The sequence below is a fragment of the Pseudoalteromonas sp. MER144-MNA-CIBAN-0113 genome, assembly GCF_040308965.1.
GTDB classification, from domain to species: Bacteria; Pseudomonadota; Gammaproteobacteria; order Enterobacterales; family Alteromonadaceae; genus Pseudoalteromonas; species Pseudoalteromonas tetraodonis.
The window spans coordinates 1-20932 of record NZ_JBEOOG010000052.1; the positions used below are offsets into that span (position 1 = coordinate 1).

Consider the following 20932-nt stretch of genomic DNA (forward strand, 5'->3'; position numbering starts at 1 on the left):
TTAACATGAGTACTTTTTACAGGCAAAGCCATTTGATGATAACCACCTACTGAAGTAGGTGGTTTAGGGGCTGAAAACAAAAAAAGCGCCAAATTGGCGCTTTTTTGAGCTACATTAAAACATATTAATATTTATGCTTAAGTGCCCACAAATGCAGTAATTCACTGGCAATCGTTGCTGCGGCAATCGCGGTAAGCTCACTTTGGTCATAAGAAGGCGATACTTCAACTACATCCATACCCACCATATTAATGCCTTTGAGTGCACGTAAAATTTTCAGCACTTTATCAGAAGTTAAACCACCACATACTGGTGTACCTGTACCTGGCGCAAAGGCAGGGTCTAAACAATCTATATCAAAGGTTAAGTAAACCGGTAAATCGCCCACTCGCTCAATAATCTGCGCTGCAATATCATTCGCATGAAGATCATTGGCCTGCATAGCATCAATCACTGCAAACTCATGCTTGCTTTGATCAAAATCGGTACGAATACCGAGCTGAATACTGTGATTAACATCAATCAACCCTTCCATTGGCGCATGATAAAACATAGTACCGTGATCAAAACGCGACCCATTACTGTAGGTGTCGGTGTGCGCATCGAAATGCACTAACGCCATTTTGCCATGAATTTTTGCATGCGCGCGCAACAGCGGTAGCGTAACAAAGTGATCGCCACCTAAGCCTAATAATGTTTTACCCTGGCGAAGTATTTGCTCTGCCGCCATTTCTAGCTGGGCAGTAAAATACTCAGGATCGCCTACCGGATAGGTGAAATCGCCAGCATCCGCTACTTTTAGCCGTTCAAACAAAGGAAACGTCCACGGATATTTAGTATCTTCCCATGCTAAATGCACCGACGCTCTGCGAATTGCATCTGGCCCCAAGCGGGCACCAGGGCGCCCAGAGGTTGCTAAATCAAACGGTAAGCCTAGTACTACTACATCGGCGTCTATGGCGTTAATGTTTTGTACCATAGGACGACGTAAAAACGTCATCCCATTTGAGTATAATGAGTGGTCAACATGACCAAACAAGCTAGACATTGCTTATAACTCTTCTAAATAAGTGTAGCCGTCAAGGCCGCTTTGCAATTCGTCGAGGACGCTTTGCTGTTCATCTACTGCAATTTTTGCGCTGACTAACTGCGCATAAGACTGCTGAAAACCTTCAACATCTAAATGTACATAACGCATCATGTCAGCAACAGTATCACCGTGGTTAATTTCTGTAATGCTGGCAACACCTTGCTCATCCATATTGACAATAGCACTGTGCGTATCACCAAATAAGTTATGCATATCGCCTAGAATCTCTTGATAGGCACCTACTAAGAAAAATCCCATTAAATAGGGTTTATCGGCTGAGTATTCAGGTACTGGTAACGTACTTTCAATACCTTGGCCATCTACATAATGCTCTAAAGCGCCATCTGAGTCACAAGTAATATCCAATAACACCGCACGCTTTTGCGGTGCTTCGGTTAAACCACTTAATGGCAATACTGGAAACACTTGATCAATTCCCCACGCGTCAGGCAATGACTGGAACAATGAGAAATTTACAAAAAACTTGTCCGCTAAACGCGCATTAAGGTCATCTATAATCGGTCGATGAAAACGGTTTTTGTTATCCATTAATTTATTGAGTTCATAACAAACGCGTAAGTTTATTTGCTCTGCCCATGCACGCTGGGTTAAATCTAATAATCCCATCGCAAACTGACTATGCGCTTCGGCTAAATCACCTTGGCTGTCGTGAAAAATTTCAATTAATGCACGGTCATCAGTAAGCACATGCAGTTGTTGCCATGACGTCCACATGTTTTTAAGTAGCTGCGGCGCATCATCAGCTGGTGCTTCTATTTCTTCTGGTGTATACGTTTCGGTGCCAATTACATTGGAAATAAGCACTGCATGATGCGCCGTTAATGCTCTTCCCGACTCTGAAATAATGGTAGGGAAAGGCTGTTCATACTGCTTACAAATATCACCGATGGTGTACACAATATTATTTGCGTATTCAGCTAAACTGTAATTCATTGAGTTGTGTGATTGACTGCGCGTGCCGTCGTAATCAACCGCTAAACCGCCGCCTACATCAAGACACTCTATGTGTGCACCCAACTTACGTAATTCACAATAAAAACGCGCAGCCTCGCTTACACCTAAGCGCACATCACGAATGTTGGCCATTTGCGAACCTAAGTGAAAATGCACCAGTTGGACTAAATCTAGCTGATCTGTTTCTTTTAAACGGTTTACTACATACAGCACTTGAGAAGCAGATAAACCAAACTTAGATTTTTCTCCGCCACTGGCTTGCCACTTACCTTTGCCTTGCGATGCTAAACGCACACGAATACCAATGCGTGGTTTTACATTTAATTCTTTAGCTTGGCTAAGTACCATATCCAGCTCAGACAGTTTCTCAAGTACGATATACACTTTATGGCCCAGCTTTTCGCCAATCAACGCTAAACGCACATATTCTTTATCTTTGTAGCCATTACACACAATCACCGCACTGGTTTTTTCAGCCAGCGCTAATACGGTTAATAACTCTGGCTTGCTGCCTGCTTCTAAACCCAGCTGTTTTTTTTCTACTTGTGCTTGGCTGGCAACAATTTCTTCAACTACTTCGCGTTGTTGGTTAACTTTAATTGGGTAAACTAATAAATAGTCTTTTGGGTAACCATAGCTTTCTATAGCAGTATTAAATGCACCACATAAGCTATGCACGCGATGGTGTAAAATTTGTGGAAAGCGAACTAACGCCGGCAAACTTAAGCCTTTTTCTTCAAGTTGCTTAGCAATGTCTGTTAATGCAATGGTTTGCCGTGGGGCATCAGCCTTGGGCGCAACATACACATCACCTTGATCATTAATACCAAAAAAACCTTGGCTCCAATGACGAACATTGTAGCTCGTACGAGCTTGTTCAAGTGATGTTGTCTCTTTCATTTATCTTTCTCTTTTATTTATGAATGCCAAACCGGCTAGTTGCGCGCATTAAAAGAAAAATAGCGATTCATGTCCAACAAGTATTTCTACTCGTAACGAGTGAGGATTAAAATTGATAAAGAAAAACAGTAAATAGCGTATTATTAGCTGAGCGCAAGCTCCATAAATAGGCTGTTCGGGTTTTCTGTGTATTCACCAAAAGGGGCACATTGTACAAACCCTAAATTCTCGTAAAGATGGATTGATTGTCTTTGCTTTGGCCCTGTTTCTAGCTTTATGATTGGGATTTCTTCTTCGCCAGCATGGTGTAATAATATTTGCATAATACGGCGCGATAAGCCTTTTCCGCGATAACTAGGTTTGACATATAAACGGCGTATCTCACCATAGGGCTGGGTATCAAACTGCATAACAATCGCCCCACAAGCAATAATCCCCTCTTCATTTTTCAAGCCTATTGCATAGACATTGGGTTGGCCCAATTGACTAACAGACAATGACTGTGCTGTCGCTACTGGATATAAAGAATTAATAAGTCTGTCGATATCAGAAAAAACATTAATCACATCGGGATCATCAGGGGTTAAATCTATTAACTGCATAGGTTATCTCTAATTTATTTTCTTATTTGTTAGCAAACTATAACGCATTGTAACAAATGAACAATAACTATGTTTTATGTCATTACTTTTAAAAAATACCGACACAAAATTATTATTGCAAAATAAAAAACAATAGTTTGACCTAGATATACTATGACGGGCGCATAATGCAATCAATTAGAGTGTAAATTAGGAATAAATAATGTGGTTTAGCCCAAAAAAAAGAAAACAGGCGTTTGCAAAACAGCTAGTTAGTACACACGAAGCAGCTGCGATTATCGTTAACAACGACAACACTGTTATTGCAGTGAATGATGAGTTTACATCGCTAAGTAAGACACTTAACCAAACTAATGACACTAATACATTAACTTATTTAAATAAACGTTATAATCCAACAAGCAAAACCATTGCTTGTGGAAATAACTTGTTTTTAACCCAACACATTAGCCCGCTTACATTAAAAGAGCTTGATACATGCTCGCTTCATGTATTTAAACCTGAGCCTGTGAGAGTGTTAGATGAGCAAGCTTGGCAAACACTTCTGAGTTTAGGTGAAGGTATCTATGCAGTCTTCGATGATAACTCAAAGCTTGTTGCGAATAATTTAGATACGTCGAACAGTGCCGACGCTGCACTACTGCCCAAAGAAAACACTAAATTGCTAAACGTTTTACAAGATGCTTTAAATAGCGAACACGGTTCACTGTGTTTATCTGTAAAAGACAATATTTATTATAATGTTGCCCACACTACTTTTAACTTCAATAATACCTTGTTGTCTGCATTTGTATTATCAAAACAATCACAAGTTGAAGACTATAAGCAATTTGAACTGTTATCTAAAGTGGTCAGCAATACCAGTACTAGTGTACTTATTACCAATAAAGATGGCTTAGTAGAATATGTTAACCCTGGCTTTGAAGTACTTTCAGGTTATACACTTGCAGAAGTAAAAGGCAAAAAACCAGGCAATTTCTTGCAGGGAGAACAAACAGACAAAGAAACCGTTAAGCGGATTTCAAAAAACCTTAAAAACAAACAACCATTTTATGAAGAAATACTAAATTTTGATAAAAATGGTGTGCCATATTGGATTGTTCTGTCGGTAAACCCAACATTTGATGATAATGGCCAGCACACAGGGTTTGTGGGCGTCAGTTCAGATATTCGCGAAATTAAGCGCCAAGTACTTGAACAAATAAACCAAAAAGCAATTAAACATATCTGAGGGCTCAAACATAGCGAGTGTGTTTGGTAATTTAAGGGATCATTTAGATGCTTCACGTATTCAAATACTCAACCAAGGCAAGCCGACTGAAGTAATGATGTCATTGACGCATCAAAATGAAGACGTAACGCTAGATTGCATTATTTCTTCTATTACCGATTTAAACGGTAAGGTTTCTAAATACGTTGTATTTGGTAGTAATGTCTCTTCTAGAAACAAATTGGTTACTGGAACGCATCAATCAATGTCAACCGTATTAGGGAAAATTCAAACTACGGTCACCACCATCAATGCCGTGGCAGATCAAACTAATTTACTTGCTCTTAATGCGGCCATTGAAGCTGCGAGAGCCGGTGAAGCTGGACGAGGTTTTGCCGTGGTTGCTGACGAAGTACGTAACCTTGCCAAAACGTCAAACGAAGCAGCGGCACAAATTGGACTTTTAATAAATGAAACTCAAACGCACGTTGACGAGCTGGCCTCATTTTTAAAATAATTAAATAGTTTGAGAAAACTTAACAAACTTGCTCAATCAACAAATTAAACTGTTCTTTAGTAAATTATTTTAATGCGGTAGAGTCTGTGTGGCCTGAAGAAATGTGGCTGTTTTTTGTTAAAATTTAAGTGATGTATAAAATAGAAAAAGGCGCTAACGAGCGCCTTTTTTATGTGCTATTAGAGCCCTTGCTCATCTGCCATTTTTTTAACTATTTGTGGTGCTGTCCACAGTGACGGAAGTAACACAAAAGAAACTGGCACCGCGGTCACCACAATAAAGGACTGTAAGGCTGAGATTCCGCCCTCGCCAATTGAGATGAGTAATGCAGCCACTGCCCCCATCATAATCCCCCAAAACACACGAATTGATATTTGCGGATGATCGGTACCGGTCATCACCATAGATACCGAGTACGTCATTGAGTCACCGGTTGTTGCCACAAAAATAGTGGTCAGTACTAAAAATAATACAGACACAACAAACCCCATGGGTAACTGCTCAGTAATGGCTAACAATGCCGCTGGTAAATTAAGCCCTGCGAAAGGTTCTGATATAACACCTGGATTATTTAACTCAAAAAATATGCCTGAGCCACCCACAATGGTAAACCAAAAGCAGGTGATCACAGGGGCAACCACAGAGATGAGTAAAATCATTTCACGGATAGTTCGGCCACGCGATATACGCGCAACAAACATCGCCATTAAAGGGCCATAACCTAAAAACCAGCCCCAAAAGAACACAGTCCACCAGTCTAACCATGGTTTATCGGCACGAAACGTAGCCATAGGAATAAAGTTATCTAAGTACAAACCGAAGGAGTGAATGTAGCTATCAATAATAAACGCAGTGGGCCCCATCAGTAATATAAACAACATCAGCACTACAGCCAAAACAATATTAAAACGACTTAACAGCTGAATACCTTTAGTAACGCCACTTACCGCTGAAAGTGTATAAATACCAATTAAACTAAATAAAATAACCACTTGTGTGGTGTATGTGTCAGGAATGCCAAACAATTTATCTAGGCCAAAACTCACCTGTAAGCCTAAAAAACCAATTGGACCCACAGTGCCAGCAACCACAGCGAGTACACAACATGCATCAACAATTGTACCAAGCGACCCTTTCATAACACGATCGCCAAATACCGGGTAAAGCAAAGTACGTGGTTTAAGTGGTAAGCCTTTTTCGTAATGGAGATGCATATAAACAATGCCGGTCAAACTGCCTAAAATAGCCCAGGCTAAAAAACCCCAGTGCATAAAGCTTTGTGCAAGGGCGTTATAGGCGGCATCGTTAGTGCCTGTTTCACCACCAAATAGCGGTGGCGGAGAAATAAAATGTGCCATTGGCTCTGCTGCGGCCCAAAATACGCCGCCACCAGCAAGCAAAGTACACATAATAATACTTATCCACTTAAAGGTAGAAATTTCAGGGGTTTTTAAGCCACCCAGTACCACTGAGCCAGTGCGGCCGATAGCTAAGAAAATGCCAATCACAAAGGTTAATAAAAGTAGGATTTGCCAAAAGGCGCCAAATATTTTGGTTGAGAAGGCAAAGGCCGTATTTATCCAATCAGACATCAGTTTAATGTCGTAAAGGGCCAGCGCGGCAAATAAAACTAATATACCGCCACTGATTAAAAATACGGGTATATCAACCCCATTCAGAAACTTAACTCGGGAAGAATGTGTTTCACCCGACTTTAAAGTTGCTTTAGTGGTATTCATTTATCGCTCCTAATGGTTCTTTAAAGTTACCGACATAGCGACACACCATGACATCACACTAAACCCTAGTTTCAACAAACGACAAAGCAACTCAAAAGCGAGTTTTAAGTACTTGTCATGTTCACGTTTAGGTAATGTCACAACAAGTAGACTTATTGCCAATTCCTGACTAGTTTAACGCGTTAAAAACGCTAAACCAATGCCTCAGGAATGATTTGTGTAGTAGTTACACAATAATAAAAGATAAATTACATCACGGTATCAAACAAACAAAAAATATACATTTTTGCTTTAGCAAAAGCGCGGTACGTTATTAAACGTTGCTGCGCAGTGGGTACGCAAACAACGCGGCTTATCGATTAGGGCAACTAAACCTGTCGCTCTGTTAGTGATAAATACAGGGTTATTGATGCTGTTTATGCCATGTTAAATAGTTGCTGTGGGTTAATGGTTTTGCAAATAAATAACCTTGCACTGCATTCACGCCCATCGACTTTAATATTGTTAGTTGCTCAGCACTTTCGACCCCTTCGGCCACAATGTTAATATTTAAGCTATGACCTAAGCCAATAATAGATTGCACAATACTTTGACCCGATGCGCTATTGAGCACTTTATCAACAAAGCTTTTATCAATTTTTAACTCATCAATAGGAAACACGCTTAAATGTTTTAAACACGAGTAGCCCGTACCAAAGTCATCAATTGAAAACACAAATCCCTGCGATTTTAATTCTTCCATTTGCTTTACGGTCCCCATCAAGTCACCCGCTAACATTGATTCAGTGATCTCTAATTTAATTCGAGTTGGCGAGACGTCAAACGCTTCAATTGCTTTAAATAGCTCACCTTTTAAAGTGGAAGAATTAAACTGACACTGGCTAATGTTAATTGATACGCTAAAACTGTCATAGAGTAAGTTATTATCTCGAAGTGTTTCAAGTAAAATACAAATATCTCTTAATACAATATTTTGTAACTTTTGAATTAAGCCAAATTGCTCGGCAATTGGAATAAATGCATTAGGAGGGATAAGTCCTTTGGTTGGATGATTCCACCTTATTAATGCCTCAGCACCCACAAGGGTTCCATCAATTGCTAATTGTGGCTGAAAATAAGCACAAAACTCATCGCACGCGATAGCCCTAACAATGTCAGTTTCAAGCTCAGTTTGATTTTCCAGTAAGGTTTGCAGTGCGGGGTCGTAAAAGCTACTACTATTACCGCCTTTCATTTTAGAGCGATACATAGCGGTATCTGCAAATTTTAAAATATTAGCGGTTATGGCATTGCTCGTGTTAATCAAACAAATACCAATACTACAACTGACCTGAAACGCTAAATCGCCCACTTCAAATTTTTCATAAAAGACACTTTGTACTTTTTTAGCAATCAACTCAGATTCACTATTAGCTTGCATGTGGCTATCACCGACATGCTCGATAAGAATAATAAATTCATCACCACCGACTCGTGCGAGGGTATCTGCCGGGTTCAAAATAGCTGTTAATCGTTGTGATAACTCAACCAGTATTTCATCGCCTGCATTATGACCTAGTGAGTCATTTATGCGTTTAAAATTATCTAAATCTAAAAATAAGAGTGCGCCAGAATGATCAGACTGCTTAATTCGCTCCACATACATACTGAGCCTATCATTGAGCATTCTGCGATTAGGAAGGTTAGTGAGCGGATCGAAAAATGCTAACCGTTGTACTTCTTCTTCGGCAGCTTTGCGATTAGAGATATCTCTGGCCATCCACACCACATGTCTCAGTGACGGGTTATTAGGCTGGTAACTTTCAAGGGGAGCTGTTCGCCCTTCAAATGTAAGCTGCTTACCTTTTATATTGAGCTGATATTCAAACACTTGAACTTCATTAGTTTGCAACGTTTTGTCAATCACCGCCAGAATAGGATTTGCATCTTCAGGAGGCATAATATCTCTGACATTTTGATTAATAACGTGCTCTTGGCTTAAATATAAACTTTCATTAGCTGTGCCGTAAACATTGGTATACTCCCCCTCTTCACTCAAAATGAGGGTTAGATCAGGAAGCACTTTTGTAAAGGCTTTAAACTTTTCATTACTTTGCTGTAATTCAAAAAGCAACGCGTTTAATCTTAGTGACTCGGTGTGCTTTTCAAGAGCAATACTGGTGAAATCAACAAAAAAATCTATTAATTCTAAATCTTGTGGTGTCGGTGACTTTGCGCTGTCATGATAAATTGCAAAAGTGCCTAATATGTCTGATTTTGTTGAAATAATGGGGGTAGACCAACATGACCTTAAACCATAACTTAACGCCAATGCTCTATAATCATCCCATAATGGCGATGTTGAAATATCTGCGGCTATAATGCGTTTTTTTTCATAGGCTGCAGTACCGCATGAACCGACAGTTGGCCCTATTTTCACACCATTAATTGCTTGGCAGTAACCCTGTGCAATATTAGGTGCCGCGCTATGAAATAGCTGCTCTCCTTTGAGCGTTAATATAGAGCACTTTGCAGAGGAGTCTTCAATAAGCTCCTCAATAGATAAACAAATATTTTCCAGTACCTCATCAAGTGGCGCACCGAGTGCTATTTTCGATAATATACTTTGTTGCTGAGAAAGCAGCTTTCTGACTCTCATTATTTCAATCAAATTATATTCCTCAACAATCACTAACGCTAAATGCGTCGCTCTATTTTAGGGCCTGTTTATAATAATTTATTATAGTCTTTTGACTATACATAATATTGAAATCAGCATCTATGCTATTTTCGTCTATTTCACGAGCGTTTGCCATTCAATACAAGGTGGCGATTTGAAATATACTTATCAACAAATAATTTATTTACATACCATCTGTAAATACCCTTTATTAAATACTTTGTTACTTAAAAGTACTGTTTAAAATCATCAAGCTATTTATAATAGCTAAAATAGTAATAATCGATGAGGTTAGTGTGCAAATAACACAAGGTATGGAATATTTTTTTTCAGGGTTTAAGTTAATTAGTCAAAAAGGGCTAAAACGCTTTGTACTTATACCCCTACTTATTAATATTTTATTATTTGGTAGCTCCTTATTCTTTTTATTTGGCTGGCTGAGTGATGGCTTTAATGCCGTAAACGCCATTCTCCCAGAATGGCTAAGTTGGCTCGAATGGTTAATGTGGCCAATTGCTGTGCTGGTGGTGCTGTTTAGTTACAGTATGTTATTTACCGTTATTACTAACTTTATCGCCGCACCTTTTAATGGCTTACTAAGTGAAAAGGTAGAGCTTTACTTAACTGGTCAAAAAATTAACGACGACGGATTAGCTGATTTAGTTAAAGATGTTCCGCGAATGCTGGGCCGAGAATGGACTAAGCTTTGCTACTACCTCCCACGCGCTATCGGCTTTTTTATTTTATTGTGGGTACTACCTGTAATAGGCCAAGTGCTATGGGTGCTTTTTACCTGCTGGATGTATGCGGTGCAATATAAAGATTATGCTTTTGATAATCACAAAATTAGCTTTACACAAATGAAAAATGACTTAAAAAGCAAACAAGGGTTATCTTATGGGTTTGGCTTTGCCGTGATGCTGCTAACCGCTATCCCATTTGTAAATTTAATTGTTATGCCTGTGGCGGTATGTGGTGCCACACGATTATGGGTGGAAAATTACCGACCACAATACCGTAGTTAAAATAAAAAATGGGCCACTTGGCCCATTTTTTATACTCACTAATAGATTAACTATATAAACTCTGTGGCACTTTAGTGACATTTAAGTGCACCGTTATTTCTTCACGATCATGGTATAAATGCTTAGCTTGAAGTTCATAGCTTATGCCGTACTTCGCCATTTCTTCTCTGATCATTTTTAAACATTCATACACACTATCAAAGCGTTTTTTCATCGGTAATTTCAGATTAAAAATAAGCTCTTTTGCATAAGCATTTACTGCCCAGTCAATCATCAAGTTAGTCACTTTAGTCGGCTTTTCTACCATATCGCAAACCAACCAAGTGATGTTTCTTTTTTCTGGACGGTATTTAAAACCATCTTCTCTAAAATGCTTTACCTGACCCGTTTCCATTAAACTTTCGTTCATTGGGCCGTTATCTATCGCGCTAACAAACATACCACGGCGAACTAACTGATAAGTCCAGCCACCTGGGCATGCACCTAAATCAACGCTGCGCATCCCAGCTTGTACGCGTGACTCACGCTGTTGCTCAGGAATAAACACATTAAACGCTTCATCTAACTTAAGCGTTGAACGACTTGGGCCATCGCTTGGCATACGTAAACGTAAGATCCCCATAAAAAAAGGAGAGTTGTTATAACTATATGAGTAACCCACATACGCAGTATTATTAGCTAAAAACAGCACATGCATTACTGGGCGATTTGCTTTTGGCTCACGCAATACAGTGTTTTGTTTCTCGAGGGCTTTTTTAAGCGGGGTCGATATTTTTTTACAAAAAGTCAGTAACTCTTTGCCCTCGTTGGTATCGGGTGTTTCGACACGAAGCTCAGAACACAAAGTAAAATCTTTTGCGGCATCTACAATAGCGCCTACTCTATCTTCTACGGGCATATTTTCAATTAGGTTACCGGCAAACCATTGGCGTGCAAACACCATATTTTTAAAATCAACTTTTTTGATTATTTCGTCGCTGTGCTGCGCTTCAAAACATTCATAAATAACATAACCGGTATTTGGTTTTGCTTTTACATACCCAGCAAATCCTTGTTCGGCAGCGTGAAACGTTATTTCAGCAGCGGCATCGTTTTCAAAACCACTACGACAATAAATCACAACACTAGACATATTAACCCTTAAACTCTTTAAAACTTAAATCGTGCAACTTGCACTAAAATAACTATCCAACCAATAATAAAGCACAGCCCACCCAAGGGAGTAATTGGGCCAAGCCATTTTAACTCTGTTAAGGCCAACAAATATAAGCTGCCACTAAATAACAGTGTACCGGCAATAAAAAAACCACCCGCCATGCTGAGGTGCATACCCCACTTAATTAAAATAGCCACTGCAATTAACGCCAGCCCATGTACCATTTGATACTCAGCGGCGGTTTTAAAAATACCAATGGAGTACTCTGATAAACGACTTTTCAGACCATGAGCAGCAAATGCGCCCAGTATCACTGAAAGCATACAAAAAAAGCTGCCTGCTAATAAAAATAGTTTAACCATGTTTATCCTCTTTTAAATTTTCAAGCGTATTCTTTATAAAGCTTGCTGCTTGCATAGCTGCAGCATTCAGGTTTTGTTGCTCAGTCACGCCACTTTTTTTACGCGGTTTTAATGAATGATCCCCATCAGTCAGCCATATATACTGCGGCTGTTTTGGCATTGCCATTGTTGCAAGCTCTTCGCGGGTACCAAAGGTATCCCGTTCACCCTGTAATACTAAAAAAGGACACGGTATGTCTGCAAAGTGATCAGTACGCAGTTTTTCTGGCTTGCCCGGAGGATGAAACGGATAACCAAACGCAAGCACACCTAAAACAGGATGCGAGGTTGAGCAAGCAAGCATAGACGCCATGCGCCCGCCCATTGATTTACCCCCTATAAATAGTGGTAAATTTGCATCAGCTTGAGTCATTATATGTTCAAAATAAGTAAGTAGTTTAGGCGCTCGCTCTGGTGGGCGACGTTTGTTAGTTTGTTTAGCAATTTGCATATATTCAAAATCAAACAAGCCAACGTCAATACTGTACTCACTAAGTTGTTTAGCCATGATTTGCATAAACTCAGAATCACTGCCAGCCCCTGCGCCATGAGCAAATATAAACTGTGCGATTGCCGGTTGCTGACTACTTCTAACCCATTCGATGCTCATTAATATTCTTGCTCCTGCTCAACTAAACTTAACATCCAGTCTTTAAACGATACAATTTTGCCTAATTCATTTTGTGACTCACGGATCACTAAGTAATAGGCATTCTTACTCTCTAAACTGTGATTAAACGGGATCACTAAACGTCCTGCATCAATATCTGGTTTTGCTAGTACGCTGTTACCAATTGCAACACCTTGGCCATGTACCGCAGCTTGTAACACCATAGAAGAGTGACTAAATATAGGCCCTTGGTTAACTTGTACGTTACGTACACCGGCAGTTTTCATCCAGGTTTTCCAGTTTTTACGGGTGGTGTCATGTAGCAAGGTATGGTTTGCCAAATCACTGGGTTGGTTAAGCGCTCTGGGGCCACTTAACAGTAACGGGCTACATAAAGGTACTAAATACTCAGTGTGCAGTTTATAGGCTTGCACCCCACTCCAATGACCGCGACCATAATAAATTGAGATATCAACATCGTCTGTTAACGAGTTTTCATCCTGATCTTGGGCTTTAATTCGCACATCAATTTCTGGGTGTAATTCGTTAAATAAGCTCAATCGAGGAATGAGCCATTGAATCGCAAAACTGGGGGTTAAACTTACGGTTAACGAGCCTTTGGCACCACGAGCTAATAGCTTTTCAGTTGCATCTATTAGCTGAGTAAAAATCTCTTTAATATCTAAAAAGTAACCTTGGCCTTCTTCGGTTAATAATAACGAGCGGTTTTTACGTAAAAAAAGCTTTAAGCCTAAATGCTCTTCAAGCGTTTTTATTTGATGACTCACCGCAGCTTGCGTGACATACAACTCTTCTGCGGCTTTAGTAAAGCTTAAATGACGTGCTGCAGCTTCAAAAGCTTTCAGCGCGTTTAATGGAGGAACTCGTCTTGACATGGCAACCAAGCTTAGAATTAGTTTTTCTTATGCGGTGAATTATATACCTATGCTAGGAAAGAGTATATTCAAGCCATAAAAAAAGCGACCTAAGTCGCTTTTTAAAGTGCTAATCAACTTTATAAATCGCTAGCACTGGTATCAAGAGGGGCAAAGCTCTTGATTAAATCATCCACCGCTTTCATTTGCGATAAGTACCCTTCTAACTTGCTCAATGCTAATGCACAGGGGCCATCACATTTTGCTTCATTTGGATTGGGGTGCGCTTCAATAAATAAGCCTGCAATACCCAATGCCATACCGCTACGGGCAAGTTCAGCAGCTTGAGCACGACGACCATCGGCTGAGTCTGCTCGACCGCCAGGACGCTGCAGTGCATGAGTTGCATCAAATATAACGGGCGCCATGGTTTTCATATCATCCATACCTAGCATATCAACCACCAGGTTGTTATAGCCAAAGCTTGAACCACGTTCACACAAGGCCACATTATTATTGCCTGCTTCATTAAATTTAGTAATGATATGACGCATTTCATGTGGGGCTAAAAACTGTGGCTTTTTCACATTAATGATCGCGCCTGTTTTAGCCATTGCAACCACCAAGTCTGTTTGACGAGCCAAAAACGCCGGTAGCTGAATAACATCAACAACCTCTGCAACCGGTGCTGCTTGATGAGGTTCATGCACATCGGTGATAAGCGGAATATTAAAGGTATTTTTAATCTCTTCAAATATCTTTAAGCCTTCTTCCATGCCTGGACCACGGTAAGAATTGATGGACGAGCGATTGGCTTTATCAAATGACGCCTTGAATACATAAGGAATATTTAATTTAGTGGTCACTTCAACATAATGCTCGGCAATACGCATCGCTAAGTCGCGTGATTCAAGCACATTCATGCCACCAAATAAAACAAAAGGTTTATTATTTGCCAGTTCTATTTCATTGATATTAATAACTTGGTTGTTCATTTTAATTCCTTATGGTGCAACTGCTTGCATCATTAATCCACAAATATACGCCATATATGTACCTACACCATAGCCAAGTACTGCTAATAAAACGCCGACCGGTGCCAGTGACGGATGGAACGCAGCGGCCACAACAGGGGCCGAGGCCGCGCCACCTACATTGGCCTGAGAGCCAACAGCCATGTAAAATAACGGCGCTTTAATTAGTTTAGCAACAATCAGCATTAAGCTGGCGTGAGTTAGCATCCAAATTGCACCAAGCACAAAATACATTGGTGAATCAAAAATCGCCATCACATTCATATGCAGGCCAATCGATGCTACTAAGATATATAAAAATGCTGACGCCACTTTCGATGAACCAAACGCCTCAATATGGCGTACTTTGGTAAACGATAAACTAATGCCTATAGTGGTCGATATAACAATAAGCCAAAAGAACTTACTATTTAAACTGTATTCTTTTGCCCACGCATAATTATTGGCAAAGAACGGTCCTAAAATATCAGCACAAAAATGTGCTAAACCAGTAATACCAAAGGCAATAGCAATAATCATCATGTAATCATTCAGCGTTGGCATACGGGCATGCTCTGCATGGTATTTTTCAACACGCTGTTTTAAATCTTCAATCGCAGTAGTATCGGCCCCCGCTTTGGCATCAATCGCTTTATGGTTAGCCGCCATTAATAATAATACCGCCATCCATAGATTAGCCACAATCACATCAACAGTAACCATAGCAGAGAAGATATCACCGCCCACTTCAAACATTTCTTTCATAGATGCTTGGTTTGCACCGCCACCAATCCAGCTACCTGCAATGGTTGTCATACCACGCCAAACAGCGTCAGGGCCATGTCCACCTACCGCTTCTGGATAAACAGCACTCATTATTAAAATAGCTAATGGGCCGCCAATCACAATACCTGCGGTGCCGGTTAAAAACATAATTAATGCTTTAGGACCTAGGTTAATAATCGCTCTTAAATCAATGCTAATGGTTAATAAAATTAAACACGCAGGTAATAAATACCGCGAGGCAACGTAATACACACTCGATTGCGAGCCATCAACAATACCAAAGGTATTTAACAACGATGGTAAAAAATAACACAGCAATAATGCCGGTACATATTTATAAAATGCCACAAGACCTGGGCGTTGACTATTTGAGGTTTTGAAAATAAACCCTAAAATAATCGCCAATAAACCAAGTACAACGGCATCATTGGTAATTAATGCAGTTTGGGGATCAGCCATAGCATTTCCTATTTTTTATTCTTAGTGGTGAGTTTTATGATTGTCTTCAAGTTCTTCAATTTGATGTAGAATGATTTCAATAGCAGGATCATCAGGACATTCATCAACAAAAAACTGTAAATCATCTCGTGCCATTTTAGGGCAGCCAAGCTGATTTAGTAAATAACCTCTGTCGCGTCGCTCATAGGGATCATCACCTAACATTTCCATTAATAAATCGACGCAAGTTAATGCATGACCAAATTTATTTTCACTAATGAAAGACCATTTTTGCTGCGCTAAAAATAATTTATACACTTCGTCTTCAAAAATAAGCTCTAAAGGCTCTTGTTCTTGAGGATTTTCTTCATCAATATTTTCAGGAATGATGTACCAACTTTGTTGGCCACTGCTAGGGTCAACAAGATAACCCTCTTCATCACTCATTGCGACGTGAATGCCCACTTCGCCTTGAGTTATGCTTACACTGGCATCGAGTTTAGCATGCTGTAAAAAGTGGCATAACAAAATAGCTAAGGTTGTCGGTGTGCCACTGCGCATAGACAAGGTGTAGCTGATGCTATTTAACTTATACTCAGGAACTTTCAAGCTTGATGCACTAAATAGCCACTCACTATAAAAGCTATCAAGTAGTTTATCTAGGCGATCGTGTTCGTCCGGCATCTGCTGACAAATAGACTCTATTTGCTGCTCAAACGCAGTGAGTATTTCAAGACTTGGTGTTAAGTCTATTTGAGGGTCCCATTTAGCTTCCGCTTTGATACAACGATATATAGCCGGCGGCAAAAAATCATCGTAAGCATCTTCTATATAAGATTCATCGTGTTCATCAAACCCGAGGGTGGTCATTCATACTACAACATTCTAGAAAACGAGGACGTAGTTTACCTAATTTTAAAGCTAGATACCAATAATCAGAAATGAATTGAAGAGGTAAGCTTTACACCTTTGGTGTGCAAAGCTTAAATAGGCATTGTTAATTATAACAACAGCGGTGCTTTCGCTGTTGCTAAGTAACCAATAGCTAAAATAACAGCGGTGTTAAGTACTAAAAATACGATTTTTGGAACGGTTGTCGTTTGTTTAGCGCTAATAATACCCACAACAATATAAACGATAACTAGAATAATTTTTTCTAATAACCAAAGCTGCTCTAATGGGTTTATTTTAGCCATTGCCATTAAACCGATGGCTGAGACAATCAATAAAGTGTCTATACTGTGGCTACCAATAAAAACCAATTTATTTTTGGCAAGGCTGCCACTGCCCATACGAGAAAAAGAACGTACGTAAAATAAAATAATACTCACTAGCGCAATGGCCATGTGTGAGTGTTTTAATGCTAAATAATCCATATGTATTGTTACTTCTGTTTAGTTATGTGTTTTGTCAGGAAAGCGTAAAAGTACCGCTTCAAGTTCTTCAAGTTTATCATTAAATACATCAACAAGTTTAGGGTCAAAATGCGTTCCTTTATTTGCGTTGATCTCCGCAACCGCTTCTTCAAGTGTCCACGCACCTTTATAACAACGTTTATGGCGCAGTGCATCATACACATCGGCCAATGCCACTATGCGAGCAAAAATATCGATACTCTCGCCTTTTAAGCCGCAAGGGTAACCAGACCCATCCCATTTTTCGTGATGTTGCTGTGCAATTAAGGCCCCTGCGCTGACTATTTTACGCGGTGAATCTTTTAAAATGGCGTAGCCTTTACCTGCATGGGTTTTCATAACGTCCCACTCATCACTGTTTAACTTGCCAGGTTTATTTAAAATAGCATCCGGAATACCTATTTTACCCACATCATGTAAAGGCGATGCAAAACGAATTAAATTCGCTTGCTCTTCAGATAACCCATATCCTATTGCTAACTCATAACAAATATAAGCAACCCGCTTTACGTGATTACCCGTCTCGCATGAGCGTTGTTCAACCGCTTCACTTAAACGATAAACAAGTTCTTGTTGGGTAGCTTCAACTTCAGTATGTAATTGTACATTTTCAAATGCCAACTGCACATTTTGAGAAAAAATTTCGATTAGATTTCGTTGCGTATCTGTCAGTTTCGATGGCACACCGGATACAAATAACATCGAATTATGATTAAATTTACTACTACAATAGGCAAACAAATAGTCATCTTTATAAACAATTGCTTTGTTAGCTAGGGCTTCTTGGCACGCTAAGAGTTGATCTGCTGCTAATACTGTTTCTAGCTCTTCCCCTTCGCGCTTAGCAAAATCACCAGTGCCAGAGCAAACAATCAGTTTTTTATTTAATTCCTCTGACGGATTTTGCGCAACTAAGGTGGTGGCATACATGGCTTCATCAGCAACGTTTAGTAAAGAAGTAAGCTGCTGCATCACGCCTTCAATAAAGTTATCCATTGAATGGGTTGCAAAAATATTGCGCGAAGCAGTGATTATTTTTTCTAGGCCTTCACGTGACTGCTCAATAGAAATAATATCGCGATACGAACGAAGGCTAGCCATCATCACGGTGAATAATTTTTGTGCGGTAAGTTCTGTTTTAGATTTATAGTCATTAATATCGTAATTTACGATTACCTGGCGCTCGGGTGCTTGGCCTGGCTGCCCGGTTCGTAGAATAATGCGAATATAATTATTTTTAACGGTATCACGAATGTATTTTGCTACTTGCAAACCCGCATCCTCTGTTTCCATAACAACATCGAGTAGGATGATGGCCGCATCAGGATGATCATCAATCAACTTTTTCGCTTCTGCGCCTGAATAAGCACTAATAAACTCCAAACGTCTATCTTGAAATTTAAAATCACTCAACGCTAAACGCGTAACAGCATGAACCTCGGGTTCATCATCAACAATTAGAACTTTCCATGTTCCTTGCTCTTCACTTACTACTTCAGGTGGTTGTTCATTTGAAAATAAAAAATCTTCCATCACAAAGAGTTCCTTAAAACATATGCAAACAAACAACGGGGCTATTTTTAATAAGTTAAGGCCATTGTCCGAAAGTTACGCGGTCGTTATTACCAAGATCTTTCACTGTGCTTACATTTATAAACGCCATTTGGTTGAATATATGGCGAACAGCTGCACTTTGCTCAAATCCGTGTTCAATTAAAAGATAGCCATTAGAATGTAAATAGTCACGTGATTGTGTAATTATTTGTTTAATATCAGCTAATCCAGCATCATCTGCAACCAATGCAGACAAAGGCTCAAAGCGCACATCACCTTGGTGCAAGTGTTTATCGTTATATTCTATATAGGGAGGGTTGGTTACAATTAGATCAAATTTTTTATTATTTAACGCACTAAACCAATTGCTTTGTTCAACACACACATTATTTATCGCTAATCGTTTTTGATTACGTTTGGCCAGTGCCACCGCATCATCAATACGATCAACGGCAATAATATCCCATGTAGGCATTTCACTACCAAGCGCAAGTGCAATTGCTCCAGTGCCTGTGCCCAAATCGAGCACTTTAGCGTCATTTGGTACATTACATGAAAGCGCAAGCTCAACTAAGGTTTCTGTATCAGGGCGAGGAATGAGTGTTGTTGGATTTACTTCAAGCTGTAAACTCCAAAACTCACGATACCCTGTAATGTGCGAAACAGGCTCGCCGTTTAAACGACGCTCACATGCACGCTCAAACGCTTGTGATTGCTCATCCGTTAATTGTTTTTCTGGCCAAGTAAATAAATAACTACGTGGCTTTTGTAAAATATTAAGCAGTAGTACTTGAGCATCTAACTTTGCGCTATCACTACTTGATGCTAATAAATTAGCACCGGTAGTAATAGCGTTTTCAACAGTGAGGTTCACGATTAATCGTCGCCCATCGCTGCTAATAAGTCGGCCTGATGCTCTTGCATTAGCGGCTCAACCACAGCGCCTAAATCACCCGCTACCACTTCGTTTAAACGATAAAGCGTTAAGTTAATACGGTGATCGGTAATACGCCCCTGCGGATAGTTGTATGTGCGAATACGCTCAGAACGATCGCCACTGCCCACTAAATTACGACGTTCAGACGCCTCAGCAGCATGACGTTTTTCATCTTCAGCCTGTTGCAAACGCGCTGCCAATACCGACATCGCTTTTGCACGGTTTTTATGTTGAGAACGCTCATCTTGACACTCAACCACAACACCGGTTGGTAAATGAGTAATACGAATGGCAGAGTCGGTTTTATTAACGTGCTGACCACCCGCGCCCGATGCTCTAAAGGTATCAACTTTAATATCGGCGGTATTAATTTCTATGGCTTCGGCTTCTGGCACTTCAGTCATGACAGCAACAGTACAGGCTGAGGTATGTACGCGCCCTTGTGACTCAGTTTCTGGGACGCGCTGTACACGGTGCACGCCTGATTCAAATTTTAATTGCCCATACACACCTTCACCGCTGATGTTAGCAATTACTTCTTTGTAGCCGCCATGTTCACCTTCGTTGGTCGTCACAACTTCTACTTTCCATTTTTTTGTTTCTGCGTAGCGGCTGTACATTCTAAACAAGTCGCCAGCAAAAATAGCGGCCTCGTCGCCCCCTGTTCCGGCGCGAACTTCTAAAAACACGTTGTTATTGTCTTTCGGATCTTTAGGCAACATAAGCACTTGAATGTCGTCTTCTAAAGTCGAAATTTGTGCCTTTGCTTCTTTATATTCTTCTTGTGCCATTTCGCGCATTTCAGGATCTGAATCTTTTAGCATTTCTTCAGCGCTACTCAAGTCTTCTTGTGCTTGCTGGTATGCTAAAAACGTTTTCACCACTTCTTCAAGCTCAGAGTATTCTTTTGAAAGAGTACGAAAGCGGTTTTGATCACTAATGACCGATGGGTCACTTAGTAGCGCTTGAACTTCTTCATAGCGCTCAACTAAGGTTTCTAATTTACGATAAACGGACTCTTTCATTTAAC

Annotated in this window: 17 protein-coding genes and 1 pseudogene; 2 read left to right on the forward strand and 16 right to left on the reverse strand. The window is 40.0% G+C overall.

The features are described 5' to 3' along the window. Nucleotides 1-124: 124 nt before the first annotated feature. The 3 genes from speB to AAEY57_RS13305 all read right to left on the reverse strand — a co-directional run bounded on the left by speB (nt 125) and on the right by AAEY57_RS13305 (nt 3567). Nucleotides 125-1048 (reverse strand): agmatinase, encoded by a 924-nt coding sequence (speB, locus tag AAEY57_RS13295; protein WP_013465310.1) that lies wholly within the window; start codon nt 1046-1048, stop codon nt 125-127. A gap of 3 nt (nt 1049-1051) precedes the next feature. Then, complete coding sequence (gene speA, locus AAEY57_RS13300) at nt 1052-2965, reverse strand: biosynthetic arginine decarboxylase (protein WP_138765236.1); 1914 nt, start codon at nt 2963-2965, stop codon at nt 1052-1054. A gap of 143 nt (nt 2966-3108) precedes the next feature. Beyond that, complete coding sequence (locus tag AAEY57_RS13305; RefSeq protein WP_013465312.1) at nt 3109-3567, reverse strand: GNAT family N-acetyltransferase; 459 nt, start codon at nt 3565-3567, stop codon at nt 3109-3111. 202 nt (nt 3568-3769) lie between these two features. On the opposite strand from AAEY57_RS13305, the pseudogene AAEY57_RS13310 reads away from it, so the two are divergent. Beyond that, nucleotides 3770-5294: pseudogene (locus AAEY57_RS13310) on the forward strand (methyl-accepting chemotaxis protein). Between the two features lie 179 nt (nt 5295-5473). On the opposite strand, the gene AAEY57_RS13320 reads toward AAEY57_RS13310, so the two are convergent. Then, nucleotides 5474-7033, reverse strand: coding sequence for a BCCT family transporter (locus AAEY57_RS13320; protein WP_138765235.1), 1560 nt, complete (start codon nt 7031-7033; stop codon nt 5474-5476). Between the two features lie 403 nt (nt 7034-7436). Next, on the reverse strand, nt 7437-9683 hold the full coding sequence (locus tag AAEY57_RS13325; protein WP_138765234.1) for a putative bifunctional diguanylate cyclase/phosphodiesterase: 2247 nt from the start codon (nt 9681-9683) through the stop codon (nt 7437-7439). A gap of 323 nt (nt 9684-10006) precedes the next feature. Between AAEY57_RS13325 and cysZ the strand changes: the two genes are divergently transcribed. Beyond that, complete coding sequence (gene cysZ, locus AAEY57_RS13330; protein WP_502935494.1) at nt 10007-10717, forward strand: sulfate transporter CysZ; 711 nt, start codon at nt 10007-10009, stop codon at nt 10715-10717. Nucleotides 10718-10763: 46 nt separating this feature from the next. On the opposite strand, the gene rlmM is transcribed toward cysZ, so the two are convergent. From rlmM to prfA, 11 genes are all read right to left on the reverse strand, one after another. Further along, nucleotides 10764-11849 carry a 23S rRNA (cytidine(2498)-2'-O)-methyltransferase RlmM gene (gene rlmM / locus AAEY57_RS13335; protein ID WP_028834960.1) on the reverse strand — a complete coding sequence of 362 codons (1086 nt, stop codon included), beginning with the start codon at nt 11847-11849 and terminating at the stop codon, nt 10764-10766. A 17-nt stretch (nt 11850-11866) separates the two neighbouring features. Continuing rightward, nucleotides 11867-12235, reverse strand: a complete 369-nt coding sequence (locus AAEY57_RS13340) for a DUF423 domain-containing protein (protein ID WP_171048706.1) — start codon at nt 12233-12235, stop codon at nt 11867-11869. After that, nucleotides 12228-12884 carry an alpha/beta family hydrolase gene (locus tag AAEY57_RS13345; RefSeq protein ID WP_138765232.1) on the reverse strand — a complete coding sequence of 219 codons (657 nt, stop codon included), beginning with the start codon at nt 12882-12884 and terminating at the stop codon, nt 12228-12230. Before AAEY57_RS13345 ends, AAEY57_RS13340 begins: the two co-directional genes overlap by 8 nt. Beyond that, a complete protein-coding gene (locus AAEY57_RS13350) occupies nt 12884-13780 on the reverse strand; it encodes a transcriptional regulator GcvA (RefSeq protein WP_008115185.1) in 897 nt (298 codons plus the stop codon). Before AAEY57_RS13350 ends, AAEY57_RS13345 begins: the two co-directional genes overlap by 1 nt. Nucleotides 13781-13899: 119 nt before the next feature. Beyond that, nucleotides 13900-14754, reverse strand: coding sequence for a 3-deoxy-8-phosphooctulonate synthase (gene kdsA, locus AAEY57_RS13355; RefSeq protein ID WP_013465322.1), 855 nt, complete (start codon nt 14752-14754; stop codon nt 13900-13902). A gap of 9 nt (nt 14755-14763) precedes the next feature. Further along, complete coding sequence (locus AAEY57_RS13360; protein WP_138765231.1) at nt 14764-16017, reverse strand: DUF819 family protein; 1254 nt, start codon at nt 16015-16017, stop codon at nt 14764-14766. Nucleotides 16018-16038: 21 nt separating this feature from the next. Beyond that, nucleotides 16039-16866: a tetratricopeptide repeat protein gene (locus AAEY57_RS13365; RefSeq protein ID WP_013465324.1), complete on the reverse strand. Its 828-nt coding sequence runs from the start codon at nt 16864-16866 to the stop codon at nt 16039-16041. A 131-nt stretch (nt 16867-16997) separates the two neighbouring features. Next, the gene (locus tag AAEY57_RS13370; protein WP_013465325.1) at nt 16998-17372 is read right to left on the reverse strand and encodes a SirB2 family protein; all 375 of its coding nucleotides are present in this window, start codon (nt 17370-17372) and stop codon (nt 16998-17000) included. A gap of 18 nt (nt 17373-17390) precedes the next feature. Beyond that, nucleotides 17391-18944: a DUF3369 domain-containing protein gene (locus AAEY57_RS13375; protein ID WP_350608049.1), complete on the reverse strand. Its 1554-nt coding sequence runs from the start codon at nt 18942-18944 to the stop codon at nt 17391-17393. 55 nt (nt 18945-18999) lie between these two features. Beyond that, a complete protein-coding gene (gene prmC / locus AAEY57_RS13380) occupies nt 19000-19839 on the reverse strand; it encodes a peptide chain release factor N(5)-glutamine methyltransferase (protein WP_013465327.1) in 840 nt (279 codons plus the stop codon). Between the two features lie 2 nt (nt 19840-19841). Next, complete coding sequence (gene prfA / locus AAEY57_RS13385; RefSeq protein WP_350608048.1) at nt 19842-20927, reverse strand: peptide chain release factor 1; 1086 nt, start codon at nt 20925-20927, stop codon at nt 19842-19844. Between the last annotated feature and the right edge of the window lie 5 nt (nt 20928-20932).